Origin of the sequence: Hymenobacter daecheongensis DSM 21074 (genome assembly GCF_900141805.1) — a bacterium.
Classification (GTDB): domain Bacteria; phylum Bacteroidota; class Bacteroidia; order Cytophagales; family Hymenobacteraceae; genus Hymenobacter; species Hymenobacter daecheongensis.
This window is the reverse complement of sequence record NZ_FQYN01000002.1, coordinates 302,422-325,576: the sequence shown is the minus strand read 5'-3', so window position 1 is coordinate 325,576 and position 23,155 is coordinate 302,422. Positions and strand designations below refer to the sequence as shown.

At 61.5% G+C, this 23,155-nt stretch carries 19 protein-coding genes and 1 tRNA gene; 9 read left to right on the top strand and 11 right to left on the bottom strand.

Annotated features, from left to right (window positions below; all coding sequences use genetic code 11):
• Nucleotides 1-41: 41 nt before the first annotated feature.
• The 3 genes from BUB62_RS04295 to BUB62_RS04285 are packed head-to-tail and all read right to left on the bottom strand — an operon-like array spanning nucleotide 42 to nucleotide 2,624.
• A complete protein-coding gene (locus BUB62_RS04295; RefSeq protein ID WP_073106619.1) occupies nucleotides 42-932 on the bottom strand; it encodes an SDR family oxidoreductase in 891 nt (296 codons plus the stop codon).
• Nucleotides 925-1,929 carry an NAD-dependent epimerase/dehydratase family protein gene (locus BUB62_RS04290; protein ID WP_073106616.1) on the bottom strand — a complete coding sequence of 335 codons (1,005 nt, stop codon included), beginning with the start codon at nucleotides 1,927-1,929 and terminating at the stop codon, nucleotides 925-927. Before BUB62_RS04290 ends, BUB62_RS04295 begins: the two co-directional genes overlap by 8 nt.
• A complete protein-coding gene (locus BUB62_RS04285; RefSeq protein ID WP_073106615.1) occupies nucleotides 1,929-2,624 on the bottom strand; it encodes a TIGR04283 family arsenosugar biosynthesis glycosyltransferase in 696 nt (231 codons plus the stop codon). The genes BUB62_RS04290 and BUB62_RS04285 overlap by 1 nt, the downstream gene beginning before the upstream one ends.
• A 300-nt stretch (nucleotides 2,625-2,924) precedes the next feature.
• Between BUB62_RS04285 and BUB62_RS04280 the strand changes: the two genes are divergently transcribed.
• The 3 genes from BUB62_RS04280 to BUB62_RS04270 all read left to right on the top strand — a co-directional run bounded on the left by BUB62_RS04280 (nucleotide 2,925) and on the right by BUB62_RS04270 (nucleotide 7,740).
• Entirely contained in the window at nucleotides 2,925-3,716 is a 792-nt protein-coding gene (locus BUB62_RS04280) for a DUF547 domain-containing protein (protein ID WP_084538821.1), read from the top strand.
• A gap of 338 nt (nucleotides 3,717-4,054) precedes the next feature.
• Nucleotides 4,055-6,643, top strand: coding sequence for a cation-translocating P-type ATPase (locus tag BUB62_RS04275; protein WP_073106611.1), 2,589 nt, complete (start codon nucleotides 4,055-4,057; stop codon nucleotides 6,641-6,643).
• Nucleotides 6,644-6,753: 110 nt separating this feature from the next.
• Nucleotides 6,754-7,740 carry a 2-hydroxyacid dehydrogenase gene (locus BUB62_RS04270; RefSeq protein ID WP_073106610.1) on the top strand — a complete coding sequence of 329 codons (987 nt, stop codon included), beginning with the start codon at nucleotides 6,754-6,756 and terminating at the stop codon, nucleotides 7,738-7,740.
• Nucleotides 7,741-7,816: 76 nt separating this feature from the next.
• Here BUB62_RS04270 and BUB62_RS04265 read toward each other — a convergent pair whose 3' ends face one another.
• Nucleotides 7,817-8,692 carry a LytR/AlgR family response regulator transcription factor gene (locus BUB62_RS04265; RefSeq protein WP_084538820.1) on the bottom strand — a complete coding sequence of 292 codons (876 nt, stop codon included), beginning with the start codon at nucleotides 8,690-8,692 and terminating at the stop codon, nucleotides 7,817-7,819.
• Nucleotides 8,693-8,827: 135 nt separating this feature from the next.
• Between BUB62_RS04265 and BUB62_RS04260 the strand changes: the two genes are divergently transcribed.
• Nucleotides 8,828-9,973, top strand: a complete 1,146-nt coding sequence (locus BUB62_RS04260) for a dioxygenase family protein (protein WP_159437402.1) — start codon at nucleotides 8,828-8,830, stop codon at nucleotides 9,971-9,973.
• 289 nt (nucleotides 9,974-10,262) lie between these two features.
• On the opposite strand, the gene BUB62_RS04255 is transcribed toward BUB62_RS04260, so the two are convergent.
• The 4 genes from BUB62_RS04255 to BUB62_RS04240 all read right to left on the bottom strand — a co-directional run bounded on the left by BUB62_RS04255 (nucleotide 10,263) and on the right by BUB62_RS04240 (nucleotide 14,348).
• Entirely contained in the window at nucleotides 10,263-11,528 is a 1,266-nt protein-coding gene (locus tag BUB62_RS04255) for an acyltransferase family protein (RefSeq protein WP_084538818.1), read from the bottom strand.
• Between the two features lie 862 nt (nucleotides 11,529-12,390).
• Nucleotides 12,391-12,464, bottom strand: a tRNA-Arg gene (locus BUB62_RS04250).
• 116 nt (nucleotides 12,465-12,580) lie between these two features.
• The gene (locus BUB62_RS04245) at nucleotides 12,581-13,300 is read right to left on the bottom strand and encodes a TVP38/TMEM64 family protein (RefSeq protein ID WP_084538817.1); all 720 of its coding nucleotides are present in this window, start codon (nucleotides 13,298-13,300) and stop codon (nucleotides 12,581-12,583) included.
• Nucleotides 13,301-13,373: 73 nt separating this feature from the next.
• On the bottom strand, nucleotides 13,374-14,348 hold the full coding sequence (locus BUB62_RS04240; protein WP_143164021.1) for a DUF2167 domain-containing protein: 975 nt from the start codon (nucleotides 14,346-14,348) through the stop codon (nucleotides 13,374-13,376).
• A gap of 172 nt (nucleotides 14,349-14,520) precedes the next feature.
• Here BUB62_RS04240 and BUB62_RS04235 point away from each other — a divergent pair, with 172 nt between their 5' ends.
• Nucleotides 14,521-15,660 (top strand): cystathionine gamma-synthase, encoded by a 1,140-nt coding sequence (locus tag BUB62_RS04235; RefSeq protein WP_073106599.1) that lies wholly within the window; start codon nucleotides 14,521-14,523, stop codon nucleotides 15,658-15,660.
• 226 nt (nucleotides 15,661-15,886) lie between these two features.
• Here the strand turns inward: BUB62_RS04235 and BUB62_RS04230 are convergent, their stop codons facing one another.
• Together BUB62_RS04230 and BUB62_RS04225 are read right to left on the bottom strand one after the other, a co-directional pair.
• Nucleotides 15,887-17,326, bottom strand: a complete 1,440-nt coding sequence (locus BUB62_RS04230) for a T9SS type A sorting domain-containing protein (protein ID WP_073106596.1) — start codon at nucleotides 17,324-17,326, stop codon at nucleotides 15,887-15,889.
• Nucleotides 17,327-17,366: 40 nt separating this feature from the next.
• Nucleotides 17,367-18,380, bottom strand: a complete 1,014-nt coding sequence (locus BUB62_RS04225) for an OmpA family protein (protein WP_234988626.1) — start codon at nucleotides 18,378-18,380, stop codon at nucleotides 17,367-17,369.
• 432 nt (nucleotides 18,381-18,812) lie between these two features.
• Here BUB62_RS04225 and accD point away from each other — a divergent pair, with 432 nt between their 5' ends.
• From accD to BUB62_RS04205, 4 genes are all read left to right on the top strand, one after another.
• Entirely contained in the window at nucleotides 18,813-19,703 is an 891-nt protein-coding gene (gene accD, locus BUB62_RS04220) for an acetyl-CoA carboxylase, carboxyltransferase subunit beta (RefSeq protein WP_073106595.1), read from the top strand.
• Between the two features lie 223 nt (nucleotides 19,704-19,926).
• A complete protein-coding gene (locus BUB62_RS04215; protein ID WP_234988625.1) occupies nucleotides 19,927-20,658 on the top strand; it encodes a YiaD family glycine zipper/OmpA-like lipoprotein in 732 nt (243 codons plus the stop codon).
• A 359-nt stretch (nucleotides 20,659-21,017) separates the two neighbouring features.
• The gene (locus BUB62_RS04210; RefSeq protein ID WP_073106594.1) at nucleotides 21,018-21,737 is read left to right on the top strand and encodes a YiaD family glycine zipper/OmpA-like lipoprotein; all 720 of its coding nucleotides are present in this window, start codon (nucleotides 21,018-21,020) and stop codon (nucleotides 21,735-21,737) included.
• Between the two features lie 131 nt (nucleotides 21,738-21,868).
• Nucleotides 21,869-22,636: an endonuclease III domain-containing protein gene (locus tag BUB62_RS04205; protein ID WP_073106593.1), complete on the top strand. Its 768-nt coding sequence runs from the start codon at nucleotides 21,869-21,871 to the stop codon at nucleotides 22,634-22,636.
• A 10-nt stretch (nucleotides 22,637-22,646) separates the two neighbouring features.
• On the opposite strand, the gene BUB62_RS04200 is transcribed toward BUB62_RS04205, so the two are convergent.
• On the bottom strand, nucleotides 22,647-23,129 hold the full coding sequence (locus BUB62_RS04200) for a hypothetical protein (RefSeq protein WP_073106591.1): 483 nt from the start codon (nucleotides 23,127-23,129) through the stop codon (nucleotides 22,647-22,649).
• Nucleotides 23,130-23,155 lie beyond the last annotated feature (26 nt).

The following is a 23,155-nucleotide window of genomic DNA, read 5'->3' as shown; positions in this document are numbered from 1 at the left end:
AGACGTACGGGAACGAGCGACAAGCCGATTTACTGGCTTGCTCATTCATAAAAATGCCGCAGGCGGCGCGTGGTGGTCAGCACGATCCAGTCGCCGAGCCGGGGCAGGTAGGTATGAATCAGTACGATAAGCCGCCCCAGGGTCGAGATGACCGTGCGCTGCCGGCGGCGGCGGATGTGGTCCAGAATAATGGCCGCCACCTCGGCCTGCGACTTCTGCCAGCGCGGCGGCCGGTGCGCGATGGGCACGGGCTGCCCCGCCGCATCCAGCACGCGCTTGTCCGGGTCGTTTTGGGTGAAGCCGATGTGCACCACCCCGAAGTGAATGCCGGTGTGGGCCAGCTCCAGCCGCAGCGTGTGCGCCAGGTTGGCCACGGCCGCCTTGCCGGCGCAATAGGCCGAGCCGCTGGGCATTCCGTTCAGGGCAGAAATAGAGGAGATGAACGTGACGCTGCCCCGCGCCCGCGTCAGGTGGGGCAGGGCGGCTTTCAGCGGATACACCGTGCCGTACACGTTGCTGTCGAGCACCTGCCGGAACACCTCGGGCCGCATATCAGCGAAGTAGGCGCGCTGCGAGATGCTGGCATTGGTGACCAGAATATCGAGCTGCCCGAACGCCTCAAGGGCCGCCGCAATCAACTCCTCACAGGCCGCGTAGTCCGTTACGTCGGCCACGCAGCTGGTTACGGCGAAGCCGGCCGCCTCAAACTCCTGCCGGGTCTGGGCCAGGCGCTGGGCATTGCGGCCGTTGAGCACCACGGCCGCGCCCTGCCGGCACAGCGCCCGCGCCGTCTCGCGCCCGATACCCGATTCGGACCCGGTTACCAACGCCACTTTGCCCGCAAACGCGTCCCGGCCCGCCTCCGCAAAGGGGCCGGGCCGAACCTGTCCGGGGCTGAGGACCGGAGCCGGCCGGGGTTGGGCGTCAGGCATAGTGATGCGCTTTAAACCAGTGAAAAGCCTCCGTGATGGCCTGCTCCAGGTCCGTTTGGGGCAGGCTCAGCTCGGCGCGGGCTTTCTGCGCGCTGAAGTAGTGCCCGTCGTTGGCCACCGCCACCATAGCGGAGTTGAGCCGAGCCGGGCGGCCGGTAGTTCGCGCTTTCGCGTCGCAGGCCGCGCCATACAGGCGGGCCAGCACCGGGGGCAGCAGCAGGCTCGGGGGGCGCACGCCCATCAGGCGAGCCATCAGCGCAAAAGCGTCGCGGTAGCTGAGGTTCTGGTTGCCCAGAATGTAGGATTCGCCAACGCGACCCTGGGTGAGAGCATTGACTGTGGCGACGGCCACATCCCGGACGTGCACGTAGTTTTTGCCACCGGCCGGGTAGCCCGGCAGCCGCCCGTGGTACAGCTCCAGCAGCAGAGCATTGGAGGTGGGGCGGGCATCGCCGGGGCCAAGCATAAACGTGGGATGCACCAGCACGGCGGGCAGCTGCTCCTGCGCCACGGCCCGCAGCACGCGCCCAGTGGCGGCCCGCTTGCTGTCCATGTAGTCTAGGCCGTAGCGCTGGCCGCTGAAGGGCCGGGTTTCGTTGCCGGGGTGCTGGCGGCTGCCAAACCCGAAGACGTTGGCCGTGCCCACGTACACCAGCCGGCTGATGCCGGCCTGCCGGGCCAGCTGCAGCACCGTGGCGGTGCCGCCGTCATTCACGGCCCACACCGCCGGGTCGCGGGCCGGATTTACCTGCGCCAGGGCCGCGGCGTGAAGGATGGCCCCGCAGCCATTGGCGCAGCCGGCCACGCTGGCGGGCCGCGTAATATCGCCTTCCCACACCTCAATAGGAAGCGAGGAAAGGGGCGGCAGCGGCGGGTTGGGAGTTGGCGAGTGGGGGCGCACCAGCGCCCGCACCGGGTAGCCCCGTGCCAGTAGCTGCTGCACGAGGTGGCGGCCCAGAAAGCCGTTGGCACCGGTCACAAGCACGCGGGGCAGCATCAGCGGTAGTTGAGCATTGCCTTGTAGGTGCGGGCAATGCGGGCGGGCGCTACCTTCAGGAAAAACAGCGCGAAAGCCGTCAGATTGGCCACCTGCACCCGCAGCCAGCCGTTGGTTTCGTACTTGCGGGCCGACACTAGTACGTCTTTGGGCACGATCAGGAAGCGGGCGTACTGCCGGATGCGCCGGATCATGTCGAAATCCTCCATGATGCAATACTGCTCGTCGAAGCCCCGCAGGCGCTGAAACAGGGCGCGTGTGATAAACAGGGTTTGGTCGCCGCCCCGACTCATGAGGCCCCGGAAGCGGGTGCCGTAGCTGTTGAGCCGCAGCAGCGGATGCCGCGACGCGAAGCGGAAGCGGTAGCAGCCCGCCTCGAAGCCCCCGGCCACCGCTTCCCGGATGGTGCTGACGTACTCGGGATGAATGCTTACATCGGCGTGCACGAAATACAGAATTTCGCCCGCTGCCTGCCGGGCCCCGTAGTTCATTTGGGCCGCCCGGCCGGGCTGGGGGGCGCAGAGCACCGTAGCGCCGGCCTGCCGGGCCAGGTCGGCCGTGCCGTCGGGACTGCCCGCATCTACCACCAGTATTTCTACCTGTTGCGGCGCGGCATATTGGCGCAGCTCCCGCACCAGCCCGCCAATGCTGGCGGCTTCGTTGTAGGTAGGAATGATGATACTGAGCGTCGTCATGAGGCAGGCAGAAGCAGGGAAAGTACCGGATTCACCGTTTTGGCGCAGCTGGTGCAGGTGCCACCGATAAGGCTTGGGCCGGAAGCAAGGACATCAAGGCTGCGGTAGCGCGGTATGATTCTCGATATCTTACGACAAGATACCGGCGGGGAGTTTGCGCTGGTCAAATCTTTCCTGCGGGGGCCGTACGTATAGCTGGACTAGGCGGCGGTCTGGGTGACTTCGTGGCTGGTACATACGCCGGACGGGAAGCCGGTATCCTGCTTTTTTACCGCTAACTACTTAAAAACAACCCTGCCCATGTCCCTCTTTTCTTTGCCCACTCTGTTTTTAACTGTAGTGGCCCTCAGCGCCGGAGCCCCACCCACGCGGCCCACAGCAATGGCCCCACGACCCACGCCACTGGTGGTCGCCGCAGTCGACCACGGCGCTTTTGATAAGCTGCTGAAAAAGTACGTCAACCCGAAAGGGCTCGTGAACTACAAGGCCTGGAAAGCCGACCAGGCGGCGTTCAACCAATACCTGGCGCTGCTGAGCAAAAACCCGCCCGCGGCCGGCTGGAGCCGCCCAGAGCAGATTGCCTACTGGATAAACGCTTACAATGCCTACACCATTCGGCTGGTGCTGGACCACTACCCGGTGCAGAGTATCAAGGACATCGGCACCAAAATCCAGATTCCGTTCGTGACCACGCCCTGGGCCGCTAAGTTCTTCGCCATCGGCGGCGAGAAAATGAGCCTGGACAACATTGAGCACGGCACGTTGCGCAAAAAGTACGACGACCCGCGGATTCATTTCGCGCTGGTGTGCGCCTCCATCAGCTGCCCGCGCCTGCGCAACGAGGCCTATACGGCTGCCCGGCTAGAAAGCCAGCTCGACGACCAGGGCCGCGAGTTTCTGAACAACCCGGCCAAGAACAAGCCCGGCAAAGCCGCCGCCCAGCTCTCCAAGTACTTCGACTGGTACAAAGGCGACTGGACCAGCAATGGCCAGACGGTGGTGAGCTGGGTGAACAGATACGCGGCCACCAAAATGGACCCGAATACCAAAATCAGCTACCTCGATTACAACTGGCAGCTCAATGAGCAGTAAGCCCGCGCCGCGGCCGGGCTCCGGCATGCTGGTGGGGTAGAGTCGATACGTTCTGCCTTGATTTTCCTGTGTTTTTCGTCCGGCGCCCCCTCTCCTTTTCGGAGAGGGGGCGGGGGGTGAGGCGTAACGCGAGAACGAGCCAGCATCTATAAACTTTGGGCCGCCTCTGCCCGGCCACCACATTTGCTGCCGCTTCAAAAGGAAGGTGACAAAAATCATGGGTCGGGCTTGGAGCTGCGCATAAGGTTTGCCAGTCAGCGCGCAGTTCTTTAGCCGGGGGCGTAGCTAGGCCGGCCGGTTCTGAATCTGCTAAACCCACTACTAGCCAACGCTTCCGCATGGAGTATCATCTGGCCCCGCTGGCGGACGTAGCGCAGGCGCTGCAGACCGCCCCCACCGGTCTCGACGCGGCTACGGCCCGGCAGCGGCTGGCCGAACACGGCCCCAACCAGCTGATCGATGCGCGCCGCAAAAGCGTGTGGCAGTTGCTGCTGCACCAGCTGGCCGACGTGATGATTCTGGTGCTGCTGGCGGCGGCCGGCGTGTCGGTGCTGGTGGGCGAGGCCCGCTCGGCCTACGTGATTCTGGCCATCGTGGTGCTCAACGCCGTGATTGGGTTTGTGCAGGAATATCGGGCCGACCAAGCCATGGAAGCCCTGCGGCAAATGGCGGCCAGCCACGCCCGCGTGCTGCGCGACGGCCAGCCCGCCACCGTGCCCACCGCCGAGCTGGTGCCCGGCGACGTGGTGCTGCTCGAAGCCGGCAACATAATTCCGGCCGACGTGCGCTTCCTGGAAACGCACGCGCTGCGGGTAGACGAGTCGTCATTGACCGGCGAGTCGGCCAACGCGGAGAAGAGCCCGGCGGCGCTGCCCAGCGGCGACTACCCGCTCGGCGACCGGCTCAACCTGGGCTACAAGGGTACGGCCGTGACCAACGGCCGCGCCACGGCCTACGTGGTGGCCACGGGCATGCACACCGAGCTGGGCCGCATTGCCACCCTCATCCAGACGGCCGAGGTGATAACGCCCCTGCAGAAGCGGCTGGCCACGCTGGGTCGGCGGCTGTCGGTGGCGGCCGTGGGCATCGGGGGGCTGTTTTTCGCACTGGGCTGGCTGCGGGGCGAGCCGTGGGAAAACCTGCTGCTGGTGTCCATCTCGCTGGCTATTGCGGCCCTGCCCGAGGCCCTGCCGGCGCTGGTCAGCGTGTCGTTGGCACTGGGCGCGGGCCGGCTGATGAAAAGCCAGGCACTGGTGCGCAAGCTGCCGGCCGTGGAAACCCTGGGCTCGGTCACCTACATCTGCACCGACAAAACCGGCACCCTCACCTGCAACCAGATGACGGTGGAGAACCTTTACGAAGTGCCGGCCGCGCTGCCCGCCCTGGACGGCCGCAACCTGCTGCTCGCGGCCCTAGCCCTGAACACCGATACCACCCGCGACGCCGCCGGCCACTGGCTGGGCGACTCTACCGAAGTGGCTCTGGCCCGGTATGCCGAAGAGCAGGAATACGGCCGCACCGCCCTTGAGCGGCAGTTTCCGCGCCTGGCTGAGCTGCCCTTCGACTCGCAGCGCAAGTGCATGACCACCCTGCACCAGACCGCGCAGGGTGTGCTGGTGCTCACCAAAGGCAGTGCCGGCAGCCTGCTGGAGCGGCTGGCGGCCGGCCAGCACGCCGCCGTGCCCGACCTGACCCGGCGCGTGGATGAGCAGGCCGCCCAGGGCTACCGGGTGCTGGCCTTCGGGGCCCGGCTGCTGCCCGCCCTGCCCACCAACCTCACGCCCGCCGCCGTAGAAACCGGCCTCACTTTCCTAGGCTTCGCCAGCCTGCTCGACCCGCCCCGCGAAGCCGCCCGCCAGGCCGTGGCCGAGTGCCGGGCCGCCGGCATCATCCCGGTCATGATTACCGGTGACCATAAGCTTACTGCCCAGGCCATTGCCCGGAAGCTGGGCATTATTTCGTCGGATGATGATGTGGTGCTGACCGGCCCGGAGCTGGCGGCCCTGGCCGAGCCGGCCTTTGCCGCGCTGGTGCCGCGGGTGCGCGTGTACGCCCGCGTCGATCCGGCACAGAAGCTGCGCATTATCAGCGCCCTGCAGGCCCGGCACCAGTACGTAGCCATGACGGGCGACGGAGTAAACGACGCGCCGGCTCTCAAAAACGCCGATATCGGCATTGCCATGGGCAGCAGCGGCACCGAGGTGGCCAAGGAAGCGGCGGCCCTGATTCTGCTCGACGACGACTTTGCCACCATCGTGGAAGCCGTGCGCCACGGCCGCCGCATCTTCGACAACATCCTCAAGTTTATCCGCTACATCCTGGCCGGTAGCGCGGGCGAAATCGGGGCGCTGTTTCTGGCTCCGCTGCTGGGGTTGCCGGTGCCGCTGCTGGCCATTCACGTGCTCTGGATCAACCTGGTAACCGACGGCCTGCCGGGCCTGGCCCTGGCCTACGAGCCCTCCGAGCCAAACAGCATGCGCCGCCCGCCCATCGACCCGCGCCAGACCATCTTCGCCGACGGGCTGGGCTGGTTTATTCTCGCCGTGGGCTTGCTCATCGCGGGCCTCACTGTCGGAATGCAGGCCTGGGCCATTGGGCGGGGGCTGCCGCGCTGGCAAACGATGGCCTTCACTGTGCTGTGTTTCAGCCAGCTGGGTTTGTCGCTGGCCATCCGCTCGCGCCGGGAGTCGGTTTTCAGCATTGGGCTGCTCTCCAACAAAGCCCTGCTGGGAGCCGTGGTGCTGACGGTGGTCCTGCACCTGCTCATTGTGTACACGCCTTTCTTCAACCGCCTTTTCCACACTCAGCCGCTCACGCTGGCCGAGCTGGGCCTCACGGTGGTCGTGTCCAGCCTCGTGTTCTGGAGCGTGGAGCTGCACAAGCTCATCGGGCGGCACCGGGCCGGGCCGCGGGTGCCAGCGGGATAAAATTCATAATAGGGATTATTGGCTGGGTGTCGGAACCTTGCGGTATCTTAACCGGGGCCACCGCTCCCCGCCGGGCGGCGGCGCTCCATCTTCTTTTTTTTATTTCGACTATGCAAGTCACCGTATTCAGCACCCTGGCCTTCGAACGGCCTTTCCTGACCCGTGCCAACGCCGGCCGCCACACGCTGCACCTGGTGGAAGACCGCCTCACGGCCGATACCGTGGCTTTGGCGCAAGGCTCGCAGGCCGTAGGCGTTTTTGCCCCCGACGACCTGTCGGCCCCAGTGCTGGAGCAGCTTGCTGCCCTGGGCGTACGCGCCGTGGCTGTGCGCTCGGCCGGCACCGACAACGTAGACCTGCCCGCCGCCCGCCGCCTGGGCCTGCGCGTGGCCAACGTGCCCGAATACTCGCCCTACGCCATTGCCGAGCACGCCGTGACCCTGATGCTGGCCCTGTGCCGCCACCTGCGCCAGGCCGACCGCCAGCTGCGCCAGAATGATTTCTGCCTCGATGAGCTGATTGGGTTCGACCTGCACGGCAAAACGGTGGGCATCGTGGGCGTGGGGCGTATTGGGGCCGTGGTGGCTCGCATCCTGCACGGTTTCGGCTGCATACTGCTGGGCACTGATGTGCAGCCGAACGAGGAGCTGACCCGCACGTATGGCCTGCGCTACGTGGCGCTGCCCGAGCTGTGCGCCCAGGCCGACATCATTAGTGTGCATACGCCCCTCAACGCCCAGACCCACCACCTGATCGACGGCCCGCTGCTGAGCCGGATGAAGCGCGGGGTGCTGCTGGTGAACACCGGCCGCGGCGGCGTGCTCGACACCGAGGCTGCCCTGCTCGCCCTCGACTCGGGCCAGCTGGGCTACCTCGGCCTCGATGTATATGAGCGCGAAAAGGGCCTGTTCTTCGGCGACCATAGCGCCGAGCCCCTGCGCGACCCCACCTACGCCCGGCTGCTCACCTACCCGAACGTATTTCTGACCGGCCACCAGGCTTACCTTACCCGCGAGGCCCTCACCAACATTGCCGAGGCCACCCTGGCCAGCCTCGATGCCTGGGCCGCCGGGCAGCCGGCCCCACACGAGCTGTAAGCCGCCGCGGCTTCTTTTCGCTCCGCTCCAAACCACATCATCTACCAAAGCCAGTAGCTGCCGCCTGTTCCTGTAACTAGTGGCTTTTCGTTGTTGATGAGGTAGTTGCAGATTGGGCAGTAGCAGTAGTGGCTTGTTTGAACTCAGCCAGAGCAGTAGCATACGCCCTTCCGATAGGAATTGCCTGCCCCTCCAGCATTACTTCCGTGCTCGATACGGACCTGATGTGCTGCCTGGCCACCAGATACGACTTGTGCACCCGCAGAAAGCAGCCGGCCGGTAGCCATTCGGCCACCTTGCCGATAGAGCCTTTCACCAAGTGCTTTCCCGTCGGGGTATATAGAATGGTATAGTCTTTAAGCCCTTGCGCGTACCGAATGGCGGCCACCGGCAGCCGCATCCACTCGCCCCCGGTTTTAATCACCACTTCCTCGGCCGTACTCTCCGCTGACGCGGGCAGCGCACTTGGCTCCTGCATAGGTTCGCGAGTTGGCAGCCGCCGGGCTACCAAATGCGTGAGCAGCAGATACCAGCCCGTCACCAGCAGGTTATAAGGCAGATTCCGCCACAGACCCGCCCGTTCCTGGTCGCCAATGACAAAGCCAAACAGGTAGTGGTCGTAGGCGCTCTGGGTCAGTAGGTAGGCTCCCACTGCCACACTTAGGACCAGCGCATAGCACCCGTAGTGCCGCCGCGCCAGCAGCCGGGGCACCAACACGCTGTTATGCCCGTAGCAGAGCAGAAGCAATAACCCCACCCGCACCCCCGCGCAGGCCACGAAGTGCGGCAGACCGGCTTTCTGAATCAGGTAGGTCCGCTCGTAGAGAAACAGCAGCGTGATAGCGGCCCACAGCACCAGCGACGACTGCCGAAGCAGGCTACCTGGGTGCAGCCCCCGCAGACGGGCAATAGCTGCGCCTGCAAAGCGTAAATGAAAGGTTGTTAAGATCATATGCCTGCTCTTTACGACCAACGACCACCTTTTGCGACGAACGCCGCCGCCGGCTTGCTCTACTTTTTTGGTCGTTGCTCTACTTTTTGCCTCCTGAATATAGCGCCTGCCGTGCTTTGTGGAAAAGCCCTGCCCATGCTCCCTATTCGTTTGTTGCTCGTTAGTTGGCTGGCCCTCGCCCCGGCCTGTCAGTCTGCCTCCCAAGATACCGCTCCGCCTGTCGGTACGCCCGCGACGGCGGCAAGTGAGCCGCCCACCTGCGACTGCTGCGTGTTCAACGAGCGCCGCCCTACTTCCTGGCGCACCCGCATTGCCCCCGATACGGCTGCGGGCACGCCGCTGCGCATCACGGGCACCGTGTACGAATCGGACGGCCGCACGCCGGCTCCCAACGTGGCCATGTACTTTTATCAGACCAACGCCCGAGGCCGCTACGCCAAGCTCGGCACCGAGCCCCCAACGTCTCATGCGTGGTGGCACGGCTACAGCCGCGGCTGGCTCCGCACCGATGTCCAGGGCCGCTACGAGCTGCGCACCGTCAAGCCCGGACCTTACCCCGGCAGAACCATTCCGGCGCACATCCATTTCTACGTGAAGGCTCCATCCCAACGGCAGTGCTACTACCTCAGCGACTTTGTGTTTGCCGGCGACCCGTTTCTGACGGAATCATATTGGGCCAAGCTGGAGCAGTCCGATGGCTTCCCGCGCTACGGCGGCGTGGCACTGACGCTGCACCAGGATACGCTGGTTGGGCAGCGCGACATACGCCTGCTGCCGCAATTCGACCGCAGGCCCACCCAATCCGGGCTGCTCGTCGGCCAGGAGTGTCCTTCGTTTCAGCCCTGGCATGTGTGGGGGCCCGACGAAGGCAAGCGCACCTGCCCCATGTGCGCCTACGGCAGCGGGGAGGGGGTACTAATCTGGACTCGCTCCGTCACGTCCGATACGCTCAGGCGAATGGCTCGTTATTGGGAAAGCCAGCTTCAGCGGCGGGGCCCCCGGCCGCTCCGGGCTTTCATCATTTATACCAACCCCGAGCGGAAGCCCGCCGCGGCGGTGCGGCAGCTGCTGGAGCGCTTCGCCCGGCAGGCCCGGCTCCGGGAGGTTGCCGTGGTGTACGTTCCTGCTCCTGATGATAATGAATCGGCCTTCCTCTACAGCATCAACCCCGCCGTTACCATCACCGTCTTGGGCTACAAGCAGCGCCAGATAGTGAGCCGATTCATTGATCCAGCCGCCACCGACCGAGAGCTACAGGCGCACCTGTTTTCCCTGAAATAGCAGCCCAAGCTTCTACCCGTAGCAATGCTCACCAAAAAAACGGCCGGTGTGAACCAGCGTCGGGCCTCAAACTACCGCCTGAGTTTTGCTAAGCGGCCAGCAGCACTTGGCAAACTGCCGGCATGGCGGCAACGGCCCTTACAGTCTCCTCATGCCAGACGCGCCGCATCTCCTAATGCCGGAGGGCTTAAATATTCCTGGCGTAGGCTGTCTGAATTCGGGTATGCTTCATTGCTATGCCCTATAGCAGGCTAAAAGCCCCGACCTGCTTAGGTCGGGGCTTTTTCGTTTACAGCAACCGGGCCCGGACCCAGGGCTGAAATTTCTTTTCCAACCAGTAGGCCGCAGCTGAAGTCGCCACCAAGTACACGATGTAGCGCAACGAATATGTCAGGGCCGTTCCCTGGTAGAGAGTGAACCGATCAAACAGAAACCGGATCGGGTAGTGCACCAGGTATAGGCCGTAGGACAGCGCCCCCGTGGCCAGCAGCTTGTCGACAACCGGACGGGTCAGGCGCTCCAGCGGCAACTGAAACACGTACAGGGCCAGAGCAATCAGGTAGAAGACCTCAGAAAGCAGCCAGAGCTCTTTATCTCCCTCAATTGGATGACGTACCAGATGAATGAAGGTCAGGCTAGGCGCTAGAATCAGGGCCCCGATGGCGAGTTGCGCCCCCGGGAAGGTCTTGCGGGTAAAGACAAAGACAATCAGCAGGCAGAAAGGCAGGTATGCATAATCTTCAAACTCAATAATGCGCTGGTACCACGTGCCCGTTGTAGCTGGAAAATTCAGCGTGCCCCCAAATAGCGCCGCTGTTGTCCTCTGCAGCGGCACGAGCACCACATTGAACTTGCCAATGGCCAGTAGCAGAAAAATGGAACTGAGCATGAGTGCCGCTGGCCGGGGACCGGGAGCCACGGGCAGATATTGCGCCAAACAGAGGCCCATTAGCCAGTAACTGAAGCCAAAGGCATAGGACGAAAGCAGCGGGCTGCCAAAGGAGGGGTACAGCACGGCGCTGACTACACCCAGCAGCGTGGCGGCCAGCAGTAGCAGCAGTGGATTGAGATGGTAGAGCGAAATCGGGATGAACAACAGGTAAAACAGCACCTCAAAGTTGAGCGACCAGATGGGCTCGTTTTCCAGAATGACAGGGGAAAACAGGACCTGGCCAAAGGTGAAGTTGCTCAGCAGCGTGCCGGCCGAATAGGAATGCGTAGCGACCAGCAAGGTGAGCACCATGCATATCAGGTAGATGGGCACCAACCGCACCAAGCGCTTGCGCAGGTACAGCACGATGCTGGCGGGCGTAATGGGGGTATCCATGTAGGCCAAGCCGATAACATAGCCTGATAGAATAAAGAAGATCAGTACACTCAGGTGGCCGGGAGGCGTATAAGCGGCAGCACCTGTCGGCTTGAAACTCGGGTCGACGTAGTGAAAGAACACCACCAAGAAAGCCGCAATGCCGCGCAATGCTTCTAGATTTGCATCTATATTTCGGGCCGGTGAGACACCTGCAAATGGCGTGTATTTCTCGATGAAAGGACTCATTCGGTTGTGAATTCGCCTGTGATAGTACAAATAAGCTCGGCTCTAGATTCGCCAGCAGCCAGCAGTATGTATAAATGCTGTTTTATACAATTATCGCCGATGTTGCCCACAATAATTAAAAAAAGAACTCACTGTATTATAAATATATGATTTTTAAGATACTTAAGAAATGGAGTAGTGCCGTACTAGATTGGTGGAAAAATGCTGTGCGTGAGGGTGATTCGGGATTCCCTGATCCTCCTTACCCTGCAAATAGCTGGGACGAATTCCCTCCCGAGTATCGTCCACCTGGCTGGAAGGAAGAGGAAGACAAACAGAGCTAGGTTGCTGAAAGTCTCAGCACGGTATTCTCCGAGATACAAAATAGCCTTGCAACTAGTCAGGACTATTGATCTAAGGTATAGGTATATAGTCTGCTACCACCAAAAGGACTACGAAGGCCTTAGCAGCGTCACCTGGTGAGCCAAAGTGCTGGCCTTGGCTCACCGTGAGCTGGTAAGTGGTGGCGCACTGGCCGCTCTAAGAGGCTATGCCCCACTAGATAGTTCCCTCATTACGCCCAGTGGTTGGGTAAGCCATAGCCGGCGGTTGCCAGAATTTGAGCAGTATGGCCAGATTAGCGTATTTATGAGTTGGCCCGCTGGCTTTCTTCAACTCAGAGAATTCTCATTAACATACGACCAGGATAGAATACTCCTCGCCGGTTTCAAATTCGGCAGTAGGCGCACCGATGTAGCGCAGCTTTTATGTTATGATAAACGTAAAAAGAATAGAAGGGGAGCCGGCCGGCGCACACCGCGTCGCACATCAAAAACAAAAAACCCTCTCTGCAGCTTGCAAAGAGGGTTTTTCATGTACTCTGTGGTCGTGTAAGGAGTCGAACCTTAAACCTTCTGATTCGTAGTCAGATGCTCTATCCAATTGAGCTACACAACCATCTTTTCCGTTTTGGAGATGCAAAGATAGGAGCAAAGCTTTCAGCTATACAAGCCCGGAAGCGAATTTGCCCGCAAAAATCTTCCTGAAACGACGCAAGCGGCTGAAAGTCAGTTTTAATTTTTTTCGCTGTTTCCGGCGCTCCGGCCCAGAGCGCGCTTCAGGGCCCGGTCGAAAATGTAGTAGAGGCCGAAAAGCGACACCACGACCAGCCCCAGGAGCAGTAGCTTGCCGGCAGTGCCGGTGTCGGGGTTGCGCAATAGCGTGACTACATCCTGAGCCTTGGTGCCCAGCCAGTAGAAAAACAGGCTGCGTGGCAGCATGCCCACCACGCTGCCCAACAGAAACCGCCGCCGGTCGATGCGCATTACGGCCAGCACGAACGTCATCAGGGCGAAGGGCAGCACCGGGGAAATGCGCGTGAGGATGATGAGCTGCAGGCTTTCGGACTTCAGCTCCCGCATCACGGCTTCGGCCTTGGGAAAATGGTGCAGAAAGGCAGTCATCTTGCCGTGGTCGAGACGGGAGGCGACGGTGTAGCCCACCAGCGCGGCCAGCGCGTAGGCCAGCACCATGCCCGGCAAGCCGGCCCAGCCCAGGTAGAAGCCCGTGGCCAACGCCACGAACGTGGTGGGGGTGAGGGCAAAGGCCATAGTGAAGGCAATGACCACAAAATACAGCAGCGCCTGCCCCAATGACAGATTTTGCAGCAGCGCCTGGTTGCTGTAGAGCATATACGACAGCGACGAGCTGCCCACCACCGGCATGGCCACCAGCAGCAGCATGGAAAGCAGGGTAGAGGCGTTTTTCTGGAAAAGCTCTTTCAGGAACGTCATGGGCAGCCTTAAAACAAACGGGTCGGCTGGAAGCAGCCGACCCGAAGGTAGAACGAAAGTAGGGGCGGAAAGGCTACACTTCCTCTTTTGCTTCCGTAGAAGTTTCGGCCTCCAGAGCCAACTGGGGCTCCTGCTCCTGCGGGGCCGCGCTTCTGCTAAAGAAGCGGCGAATGGCCGACCCGATAGCGGCCAAGAACACCAGAATTACTTTCCAGAACTTGAGCAGCGTCAGCAAAATCACTTTGCCAAATTTGAGGAGCAACCCAATCAGGCCCACTTTGGCCAGCACCTTGCCCGCTACCAGGCCGCCAATGGTATAAGCGGCCACCTCGTCCATGCTGGGGTTGAAGTCGCCGTACTGCAGGCCTTTTGCGAAGCTGATGCCGGCAATGAGGCCCGGAATGCTCCGGCGCACCTCGCCCAGCTGGGCCGGCGCGCCCACGGCATTCAGCACCAGCACGCCCTTACGGCCCAGCAGGCGCAGGTTGTAGTTCATCACGTAGTCGGGGTCGTCGCCAAATTGGGCTTCTTTGGCCCAATGCAGGGCTTTTTTGTCCTTGTCGTAGTAGGGCTTGGCGGCCCAGCCAATGAGCTTGATAGGCTGGTAGCCGGCATCGATGCGCTCCTGGTTGCCCTCTTCCACATCCGACTTCATCTCCGTGAGCAACTCATCGTAGTTGATTTTGTCGGCATCATCGTCTTTCACGTAGCCGACCTTTTCGTATTCCACGATGAAGGCCCAGCTGTCTTTGTCGAGCGGGCCTTTGGCTTGGGGGAAGAGCATACCCAACGATGTGCCGTCGGGGTTGCGCCAGTATTTGGTGAGCACCCGCTCGCTCTGGGCAGCGTCGAGGTAGCGAAAGCCGGCGGGCACGCTGATGGTGCCTACCCCGTCGGGTAGCTGGATGGTGCCGGTCTGGTAGTGCAGGGCCGCCTGCATGGAGTCGATGCGGGCTTGGTACAAGGCGGCCGAATCAACAGGGGTGGGGGCCGCTTGCGCAACGAGGCCCAGGCCCAGCAGGGCCCACAAGAGTAGGAGTTGTTTCAAAAAAATAAGTAGTTGAGTGTGAATAAGATTTTGTCACCAAGATAGCGGTTCCGGCGCTCCCATCCCAGCCGGATTGTATTCTCAAAAAACTTTTGTCTGTCTGGGGTGCTTACCTTTGGTGGTGCCCCTGGGCCATTCCTGCCTACTTTTCTGCTCCCGCAAAAAATCTCTTATGAAATTCGGAACCAAAGCCATTCATGCCGGCGTGCACCCGGACCCCTCCACCGGGGCCATTATGACGCCCATCTTCCAGACCTCGACCTATGTGCAACGCTCGCCCGGCGACCACAAGGGCTTTGAGTATTCGCGCACCCACAACCCCACCCGCACCCAGCTGCAGGATGCGCTGGCGGCACTCGACAACGGCAAGCACGGCCTGGCCTTCGCCTCCGGCATGGCCGCCATCGACTGCATCGTGAAGCTGCTGCAGCCCGGCGACGAGGTGATTTCGACCAACGACCTCTACGGCGGCTCCTACCGGCTCTTTACCAAAGTATACGCCACCTACGGCATCAAATTCCACTTTGTGCCCATGCACGACATGACGGCCGTGCAGGCCGCCGTGACCGAGCGCACCAAGCTCATCTGGGTCGAAACGCCCACTAACCCACTGCTGAACGTCATCGACATTGCCGCCGCTTCGGCCGTGGCCAAAAAAGCCGGCGCTTTGCTGGTTGTCGATAACACTTTCGCTACGCCCTACCTGCAAACCCCGCTGGCGTTGGGCGCCGACATGGTGATGTATTCGCTGACCAAATACATGGCCGGCCACTCCGATACGGTGATGGGCGCCGTGGTAGTGAACAATGATGAGCTGCACGAGCGGCTGAGCTTTTTCCAGAATGCCTGCGGCGGCACGCCCGGCCCCCAGGACTGCTTCCTGGTGCTGCGCGGCCTCAAAACCCTGCACATCCGCATGCAGCGCCACTGCGAAAACGGCCGCCAGGTGGCCGAATACCTCAAGGCCCACCCCAAAGTGGACAAAGTGTACTGGCCCGGCTTCCCCGACCACCCCAACCATGAAATTGCCGCCCGGCAGATGAACGACTTCGGCGGCATGATTTCCTTCGTGCTGAAGGGCGACCGGAAAGAGGACGCCGTGGCCACGCTGGAGAAATTCCAACTGTTCTCTTTGGCCGAGAGCTTAGGCGGCGTGGAAAGCCTTTCGGGCCACCCTGCCACCATGACGCACGCCAGCATCCCGGCCGAGCAGCGCCGCACCGCCGGCCTCTCCGACTCGCTCATCCGCCTGAGCGTGGGCATTGAGGATGCCGAAGATCTGATTGAGGATCTGAAGCAGGCTATTGGGTAATGCGGGACTGCTGATGTCCAGCGTTGGCACGCCCTTCAGCCAAACCGGCCCGATTTGGTGCTGCTACAGTTGAGTCAGCAGGTAAAACTATCGGGTTCAATACAGCCAAAAGCCGTCCGCTCAGCCTTGAGCGGACGGCTTTTCTGTTGGTGACTGGCTCGAGCAAAGCCTTAAAAGCAGCCAGTAGCCGCGTGGGGCGCCTACTTTCGGATACTCAACTACTTATTTATTCGCGCAGCAAACGAAGCCGCTGCCGGCCATCAGGGGTGCGGGCCAGGTAGAGGCCAGGCGCGAGCGAGGCCGCCGGGCGCCATACCACGGTGCCATTGGCCTGGCTGGTGAGCTTCGCCACTATTCTGCCCAGATTATCTGTAATCTGAATCTGTTGCGGGCCGGAAGAATACAGCTGGAATCGGACCTGCTCCCGGAAGGGCATTGGGTACGCGGCCAGCTCCAGGCCCGGCTGCGGCGGGTGCGCGGCCAGCACCTGGCTGCCAACCAGGAACGTGAGCGTCTGGGCTTCGATGCCGTTTGTGGGGCAGGCATTGTCGCTCACCGCCACCGGAATGGTGTAGCGGCCCGGCGGCAGCGTGGCGGGCACCTGCCAGCTGAGGCGGGCCTGCGTGGCCGAAAGCGTCTGAAACGTAACGCCCGGAATGGTAGCAGCCGCGTCGCTGGCGAAGCGTAGCGTCTGGCCGGCATCCTGGTCGGTGGCATTTAGCGTGAGTGAAAGGCTTTGGCCAGGGCTCACGCGAATAAGCTGGCCCACGGGCTGCGACGCCGTGCCGGCCGTGAGCGTAGTGAACGTGGGGTTGCGGTTGCCGGCGTTGGTCGAAACCGGGTAGGTAAGGTCGCGCATCACGCTGCCGATTTTCAGCCATTGGCTATTGATGCGCCGATACTCATCAACCCGTACTACCACATTGAAGATGCCCAGCGTCAGGCTGAAGGGAATCGTGAACAGCTCACCAGTGGCGGGCCGAATATCGAAATGAGGCGATGCCACTCCCGGAATGGGCCGGGGACACGGATCGGCCGTGCTGGCGGCTAAGGGCGCGGCCAGCCGGTACACCAGCGAGTCGCCGTCGGCATCGAAGGCGGCGAAGCTGTAGCGGTGAAACTGGCTGCCGCAGATATAGGGCAGGCGGCTGGAGGTGAAGACCGGAGAGGTGTTGGGCAGCGCCCGCGCGGCGGCGGAGTTATTCAGCTCGGCATCCGCATACAAGCCATAGTTGGCGGAGTTGGTCAGGTTCATAATGCCCTGCGTGCGGTTTTCCTCAGCAATGCTGAGCGCCCAGGAACCCGGATACAGCCTCACCTCGGCCGAAAATACCTGCAGCTCGACGGAAGAAGCGCCCGAGCAGCGCACGTAGGCCAGCTGCGTCGTGCTCATGCGGGTTAGCGTGGCCGTAAAGCTGCCGGGGTCGGCGGCGGTGCAGCCGTTTTTGCGGCAATACAGTGGAATGGTCTGCCCGAAGTCGACCGTGGTGGAGCCGCTGATATCCCGGTAGAGGCGGGCCGTCACGTAGTAACGAAAGTCGTTCGGATTGGAATTCGGCACTGGCACGTAGCTTATTTCAGCCCCCACAATGTGCGTGGCACTGGCTTGCAGCGTCGTCGTCAGAATAAACAGCCCCAGCAGCGTTAGGGCACGAAGAATAGACATCGGTAATCGGTTAAAAAGTAAAAGAAATAGTAGCAAGAACCTACTTGCCGCCCGTGGTCGAGTTCGAGTCCAGAATCTTGAGCAGTTCGTCGAGCTTGGGGGTCAGAATGATTTCGGTGCGGCGGTTCAGGGCCTTGTTCTGGGGCGAGTCGTTCTGGGCCACCGGCACATACTGCGAGCGGCCCGAAGCCGTGACGCGCTGGGGCTGCACGCCGCCGGCGGTGAGCAGGCGGGCAATTTCGGTGGCCCGCAGCACGCTCAGGTCCCAGTTGTCCTGCATGGCGCCGGCCGGGCGGCTGAAGGCCACGTTGTCGGTGTGGCCTTCCACCACCACGTTCACGTCGGGCTGGGTTTTGAGCACCGTGGCCAGCTGCTGCAGCGCCTGCTGGCCCTTGGGGTCCACTTTCGTGGAGCCCGACTTGAACAGCAGCTGCTCCGACAGCGACACGTACACCTTGCCGTCCTTCATCTTCACCTGCAGATCGGTGCCCTGGAAGCCGCGCAACGCGTTGCTTACGCTGTTGCGCAGGTCGTTCACGGCCTTGTCCTTGTCGGCCAGGGCCTGGGTCAGCTCGGCCAGCTTTGCCTCGCGGGTTTTCAGGTCGGCGTTCAGCTTATCAATTTCGGTGCGATTCTTTTTCAGCGAGGCGTCCAGCTCGCCCAGTTCGGCCTCGCGGCGGGCCAAGTCCTTAGCCACCTTATTATAGTCGGCTGATTTATCGGCCATGGCGCGGTCGGAGTTCTTGAGCAGCTTGTCGTAGCTATCCGTGAGCTGGGTGTAGAGCGTGCGAGTGCGGCGCAGGGCGTTGCCGTTCTGGGTCGAGTCGGCCATCAGGCGCTTGTTGTTCAGGCGCAGCTCGGTCAGCTCGTCGGTGGCTTTTTTCAGCTCCGTCACGGCCAGGCGCTGCTGGCGCTCGGCTTCGGCCTTGCCCTGCTCGGTGGCGGTCTGGCGGGCCCGCAGGTCGTCGTATTTCTTGGAGGCTACGCAGCCCGGCAGCACCGTGGCCGCCGTCAGCGCGGCCGTGGCCATGAACAGGATAGATTGTTTTTTCACGAAATACACGGGTTGAAAAAGCGAAGGAGTGGCGGCAGGCCCGAGGCGGCCCACCAACCGGCGGCAAGGTAGCGCCCCGCCGCCGCAACTTGCAACCAAAGCCCCGCCAACGCACCGATTTTCAACCTATATTTGCTCACCTTTCCGGCTGCTTTTTTCATCCACCACTCCCGAATGGCTTGCTCCACTGCTCCCCACCCGGCCCCGGTTTTGCTATTGCGCCGCAGGGGCACGCGGCGCAAGGCCAGCGGGTTTTACCGCCGAATCCGGCCGTCACGCTGGCTTGAGTTGATTGAAAATTGAGAATTAAAAGATTAAGAATTCCTGCCCAAAAATGGCGTTCCAATTCCTGGAAAAACGATTTGTGCTGATTTCTTGATTGCGCTGATTCCCGATTTTTAATTTTTACCTCTCAATTTTTAACTGAATAAAATGTCTTGGTTTAAGCGCGTAGAAAAAGGCATCGTCACGCCGACGGAGCAGAAGAAGGAAACCCCGGACGGGCTGTGGTATAAGTGCCCCGAGTGCAAAACCGTGGCCACCATGGCCGAACACAAGCGCCTGCTCTACACCTGCGCCAAGTGCAACCACCACGACCGCATCGACTCGGCCGAGTACTTCGAAATCCTGTTCGATGGCGGTGAATTCACGGAGCTGGACGCGGCGCTGACCTCCGGCGACCCACTACGCTTCGTCGATACCAAAGCCTATCCGCAGCGCTTGGCAGCTACCCAGAAAGCTACCGGCCTAACCGATGCCGTGCGCTCGGCCCACGGCCAGCTCCACGGCCAGGACCTGGTGGTGGCCTGCATGGATTTCAAGTTCATCGGCGGCTCGATGGGCTCGGTGGTGGGCGAGAAGATTGCCCGCGCCATCGACTACGCCCGCCAGCACCGCATTCCGTTCCTGATGATTTCCAAATCGGGGGGGGCGCGCATGATGGAAGCCGGCTACTCGCTGATGCAGATGGCCAAGACCTCGGCCCGGCTGGCCATGCTTTCCGAAGCTGGCATCCCCTACATCTCCATGCTCACCGACCCCACCACGGGCGGCGTCACGGCCTCGTTCGCCATGCTCGGCGACTTCAACATTGCCGAGCCCGGCGCGCTAATCGGCTTTGCCGGGCCGCGCGTTATCAAGGAAACCATCGGCAAGGATTTGCCGAAAGACTTCCAGAGCGCCGAATTTGTGCTGGAGCACGGCTTCCTCGATTTTATCGTGGACCGCAAGCAGCTCAAGCAGCAACTCGCTGATTTGCTGACGATGCTGCAGCCCGCCGCCATTGCCGCCCCCGAGACGGCCCCGGCCCGGCGGCACCAGTAATCAGGGCCGCCGCATTTCCGGCAGGCTTTTTGGAAAAGCCCATCAACCGCGCAGCTGGTGCGGTTGGTGGGCTTTGTGCTGTTCTTCGCCGAAAGTAGCGGCCTCTTTCTCAAATGGGTATAGCCCGCAGGCTATATTTGGCAAACATTTTGGCGGAAAGTTCAGTAAGAACCCCCAAAACCCAATTCAGCTCTCTCTTTTCCCTTTCACTAATTTCATTCTGATGAAATCTCCCAAATCATTGCTCTCCCTGTTCATGGCGATGACCCTGTTCTTCGGGTCGTGCGCTACTACCCGCAACCCCAACATTCCGGATGCCAACGGCACCGGTCCGCGCAAGACGGGCATGAGCAAAACGGCGAAAGGTGGCCTGATTGGTGCCGGAGCCGGTGCGGCGGCTGGCGCAGTGCTGGGCCGCGTTATTGGCGGCAAGTCGGGTACGGCAGCGGGCGCTATCATCGGGGCGGCCGTGGGTGGCACCGGCGGCGCGCTGATTGGTCGCAAAATGGATAAGCAGGCCGAAGATCTGCAGCGCGACATGCAGAACGCCAAAGTGGAGCGCGTGGGCGAAGGCATTAAAATCACCTTCGACTCGGGCATTCTCTTCGATACCAACAAAGCAGATCTGCGTCCGGCTTCCATGACGGAAATCCAGAAGATGGCCGCCGTGCTGCAGAAATACCCCGACACGAACGTGCTGATTGAAGGCCACACGGATAACTCCGGTTCGGATGCCATCAACCAGCCGCTGTCGGAGCGCCGGGCCCAGGCCGTGGCCAACTATACCACCAGCCAGGGCGTAGACGCCTCGCGCGTAACGGCCACCGGCTATGGCTCGACCCAGCCCGTAGCCGACAACACTACGGTGGAAGGCAAGCAGGCCAACCGTCGGGTGGAAGTTGCCATCTATGCTAATGAAAAGATGAAGAAAGCGGCCGAGCAAGGCCGTCTGTAAGACCCCCTAGGCTCGCAGCTTTCCAGAAAAGACCGCGCTTCGTAGCGCGGTCTTTTTTTGGGAGCGAAAGCCGGCCGGAAGTACTGGCAGCCAGCTGCCCGGCAAGATGATTTGCTGGCTATCTGGCCACTTATCTGTTGGGTGAAGACAGGTGTTGGTACTAAAAAGCTTGCTCAAAAAGAGCCATTTACGGCTCATAAACAAAGATTTTATTACTTTTTTGCCGCCATCCACCGTTTTGGCAAGGTGGTTGCAAATTACCTCTCAGCGGCCTGGGTGCGGCCATCTGAAAACTCTCCCCTAGCTTAGCGCCGCAACCCACAGCTCACACATAGACCAAACCCTTAAAAGAAACCCCAATGAAAAACCTCCGTTCGTATTTCGTCGCTCTGCTGGCAGTTCTGTTGCTCGGCTCAAACTTCGCCGAAGCGCAAACGACTACCACTACCACTACTACCACCAAGAAGCCTTGGAGCAAAACCGCTAAGGGTGCCCTGATCGGGGCTGGCGGCGGGGCCGTGGTAGGTGGCGTGCTGGGCCGCGTGATTGGCGGCAAAAACAGCACCGCCGGTGGTGCCATCATTGGTGCGGCCGTAGGCGGTGGCGCTGGTGCCCTCATCGGCCGCCGCATGGATAAGCAGGCGGCTGAGTTGAAGCGTGAAATGGCCGGTGCCCGCGTAGAGCGGGTTGGCGAAGGCATCAAGATTACCTTCGACTCGGGTCTGCTGTTCGCCAAGAACTCGGCTGCCCTGACTGCTTCGGCCCAGGAGAACATTGCTGATCTGGCCAAAACCCTCATCAAGTACAACGACACCAACGTGCTGGTAGAAGGCCACACCGATACCAGCGGCTCCGATGCCATCAACGACCCACTGTCGCAGCGCCGGGCTCAGGCTGTGGCCAACTATGCGCAGGGCCAGGGTGTAGACGCTTCCCGCTTCACCGTGACGGGCTATGGCTCGAAGCAGCCGGTAGCCGACAACTCGACCGAAGCCGGCCGGATTGCCAACCGTCGGGTGGAAGTGGCCATCTATGCCAACGAGAAGCTGAAGAAGGCTGCTGAGAAAGGCACCATCTAAGCCTCGCATTTGCGAAGTAAAAAAGCGGCTTCCGTGGTGGGAGCCGCTTTTTTTGTGCCTCTGGAAGCCGGAAAAGTAGGTTTCGGCCGTCGTGGCGCAACCCACTACCGCACCCGGCGGTACACCGGGGCATGAGCGCCCCCACCACCGACACGCCGCTGAGCCCGGAACAGAAAACCTGGCAAAACCATCAGATTCTACACGAGTTCTACGGCCCGCTGCCGCTGGAGCCGCGCCGCGCGCCCATGCGCGAGCTTATTTCTACGCTGCTCTCGCACCGCACCACCCACGCCGACGAGGAGCTGGCCTACGACCGGATGCTGGAAGAATTTGGCGACTGGGAGGGCGTGCTGGCTGCGCCCGTGGCGGCGCTGGCTCATGCCATCCGCACCACCCGCTGGCCCGATACGCAGGCCCCGCGCATTCAGGAGATTCTGCGGCGCATCAAGGCCGAGCAGGGCGCTTTCACGCTGGATTTTCTGGCCGACTGGCCCGTGGAGCAAGGGCTGGCGTGGCTGACGGATATGCCCGGCATCGGGCTAAAAACGGCTTCGCTGGTGTTGCTGTTCAACTTCCAGAAGCCCGTGCTGCCCGTGGATACGCACGTACACCGGGTGGCACAGCGTGTGGGCATGATCGGGCCGAAAACCTCGGTGGAAAAGGCCCATCAGGTGCTGCTGGCCCAGCTGCCGAAGGATGCGGTGATACTGCTTAACTTTCACAAGCACAACTACTGGCACGGGCAGCACATCTGCTTTTTCACCAAGCCCGACTGCGCCCGCTGCCCGCTCAAGAGCTTCTGCAACTACTATCTCGAGCATTACGGGCCGCCCACGCCCGCGGCGCTGGCCGCCACGCCCACGCATTGGCAGCGGGAGTGGGGCGTGCTGCTGCACTAAGCCAAGTCCCTTATTGCAGGCTCCCGATTTTAGCGCTCAACTCATCCACGAACGGGTGCAGGTAAGTCGGAATGTTGTTCTTCTGCGTGTCGATGAGCCAGAATTTGCGCTGGCCGTTGTCATACAGCTCCACGTAGTAGCCGCCGCCGTCGGCGAAGTCGGGCTGGCCGATGATGCCGACGGGCTGGGTGCGCAGCTGGGCCGGAATCTGCTGGGGCAGGGTTTGCACCTGCTGATACTGAGCGGGGCTTTTTAAAGCGTACACGCCGTCGTAGGGCGCGTCGGAGGCCGGATACTTATCCTGGGTATCCTCGTAAAGCTGGCCCGCGGCGTTGTCGATTTTGAAAATCTCAATGCAGCTTTCGCCCCGGCAAAAGCCATGATACCAGCCAAAAACCAGGTAATCCTGGGTTGGTTCCACTTTTTCCTGTTTGCAGCTACCGAGGCCGGCCAGTAGTAGGGTGCTCAGCAGCAGCGGTTTGAAGAAAGACATGGCCGTGGTTTTGTGAGGTTAGGTGT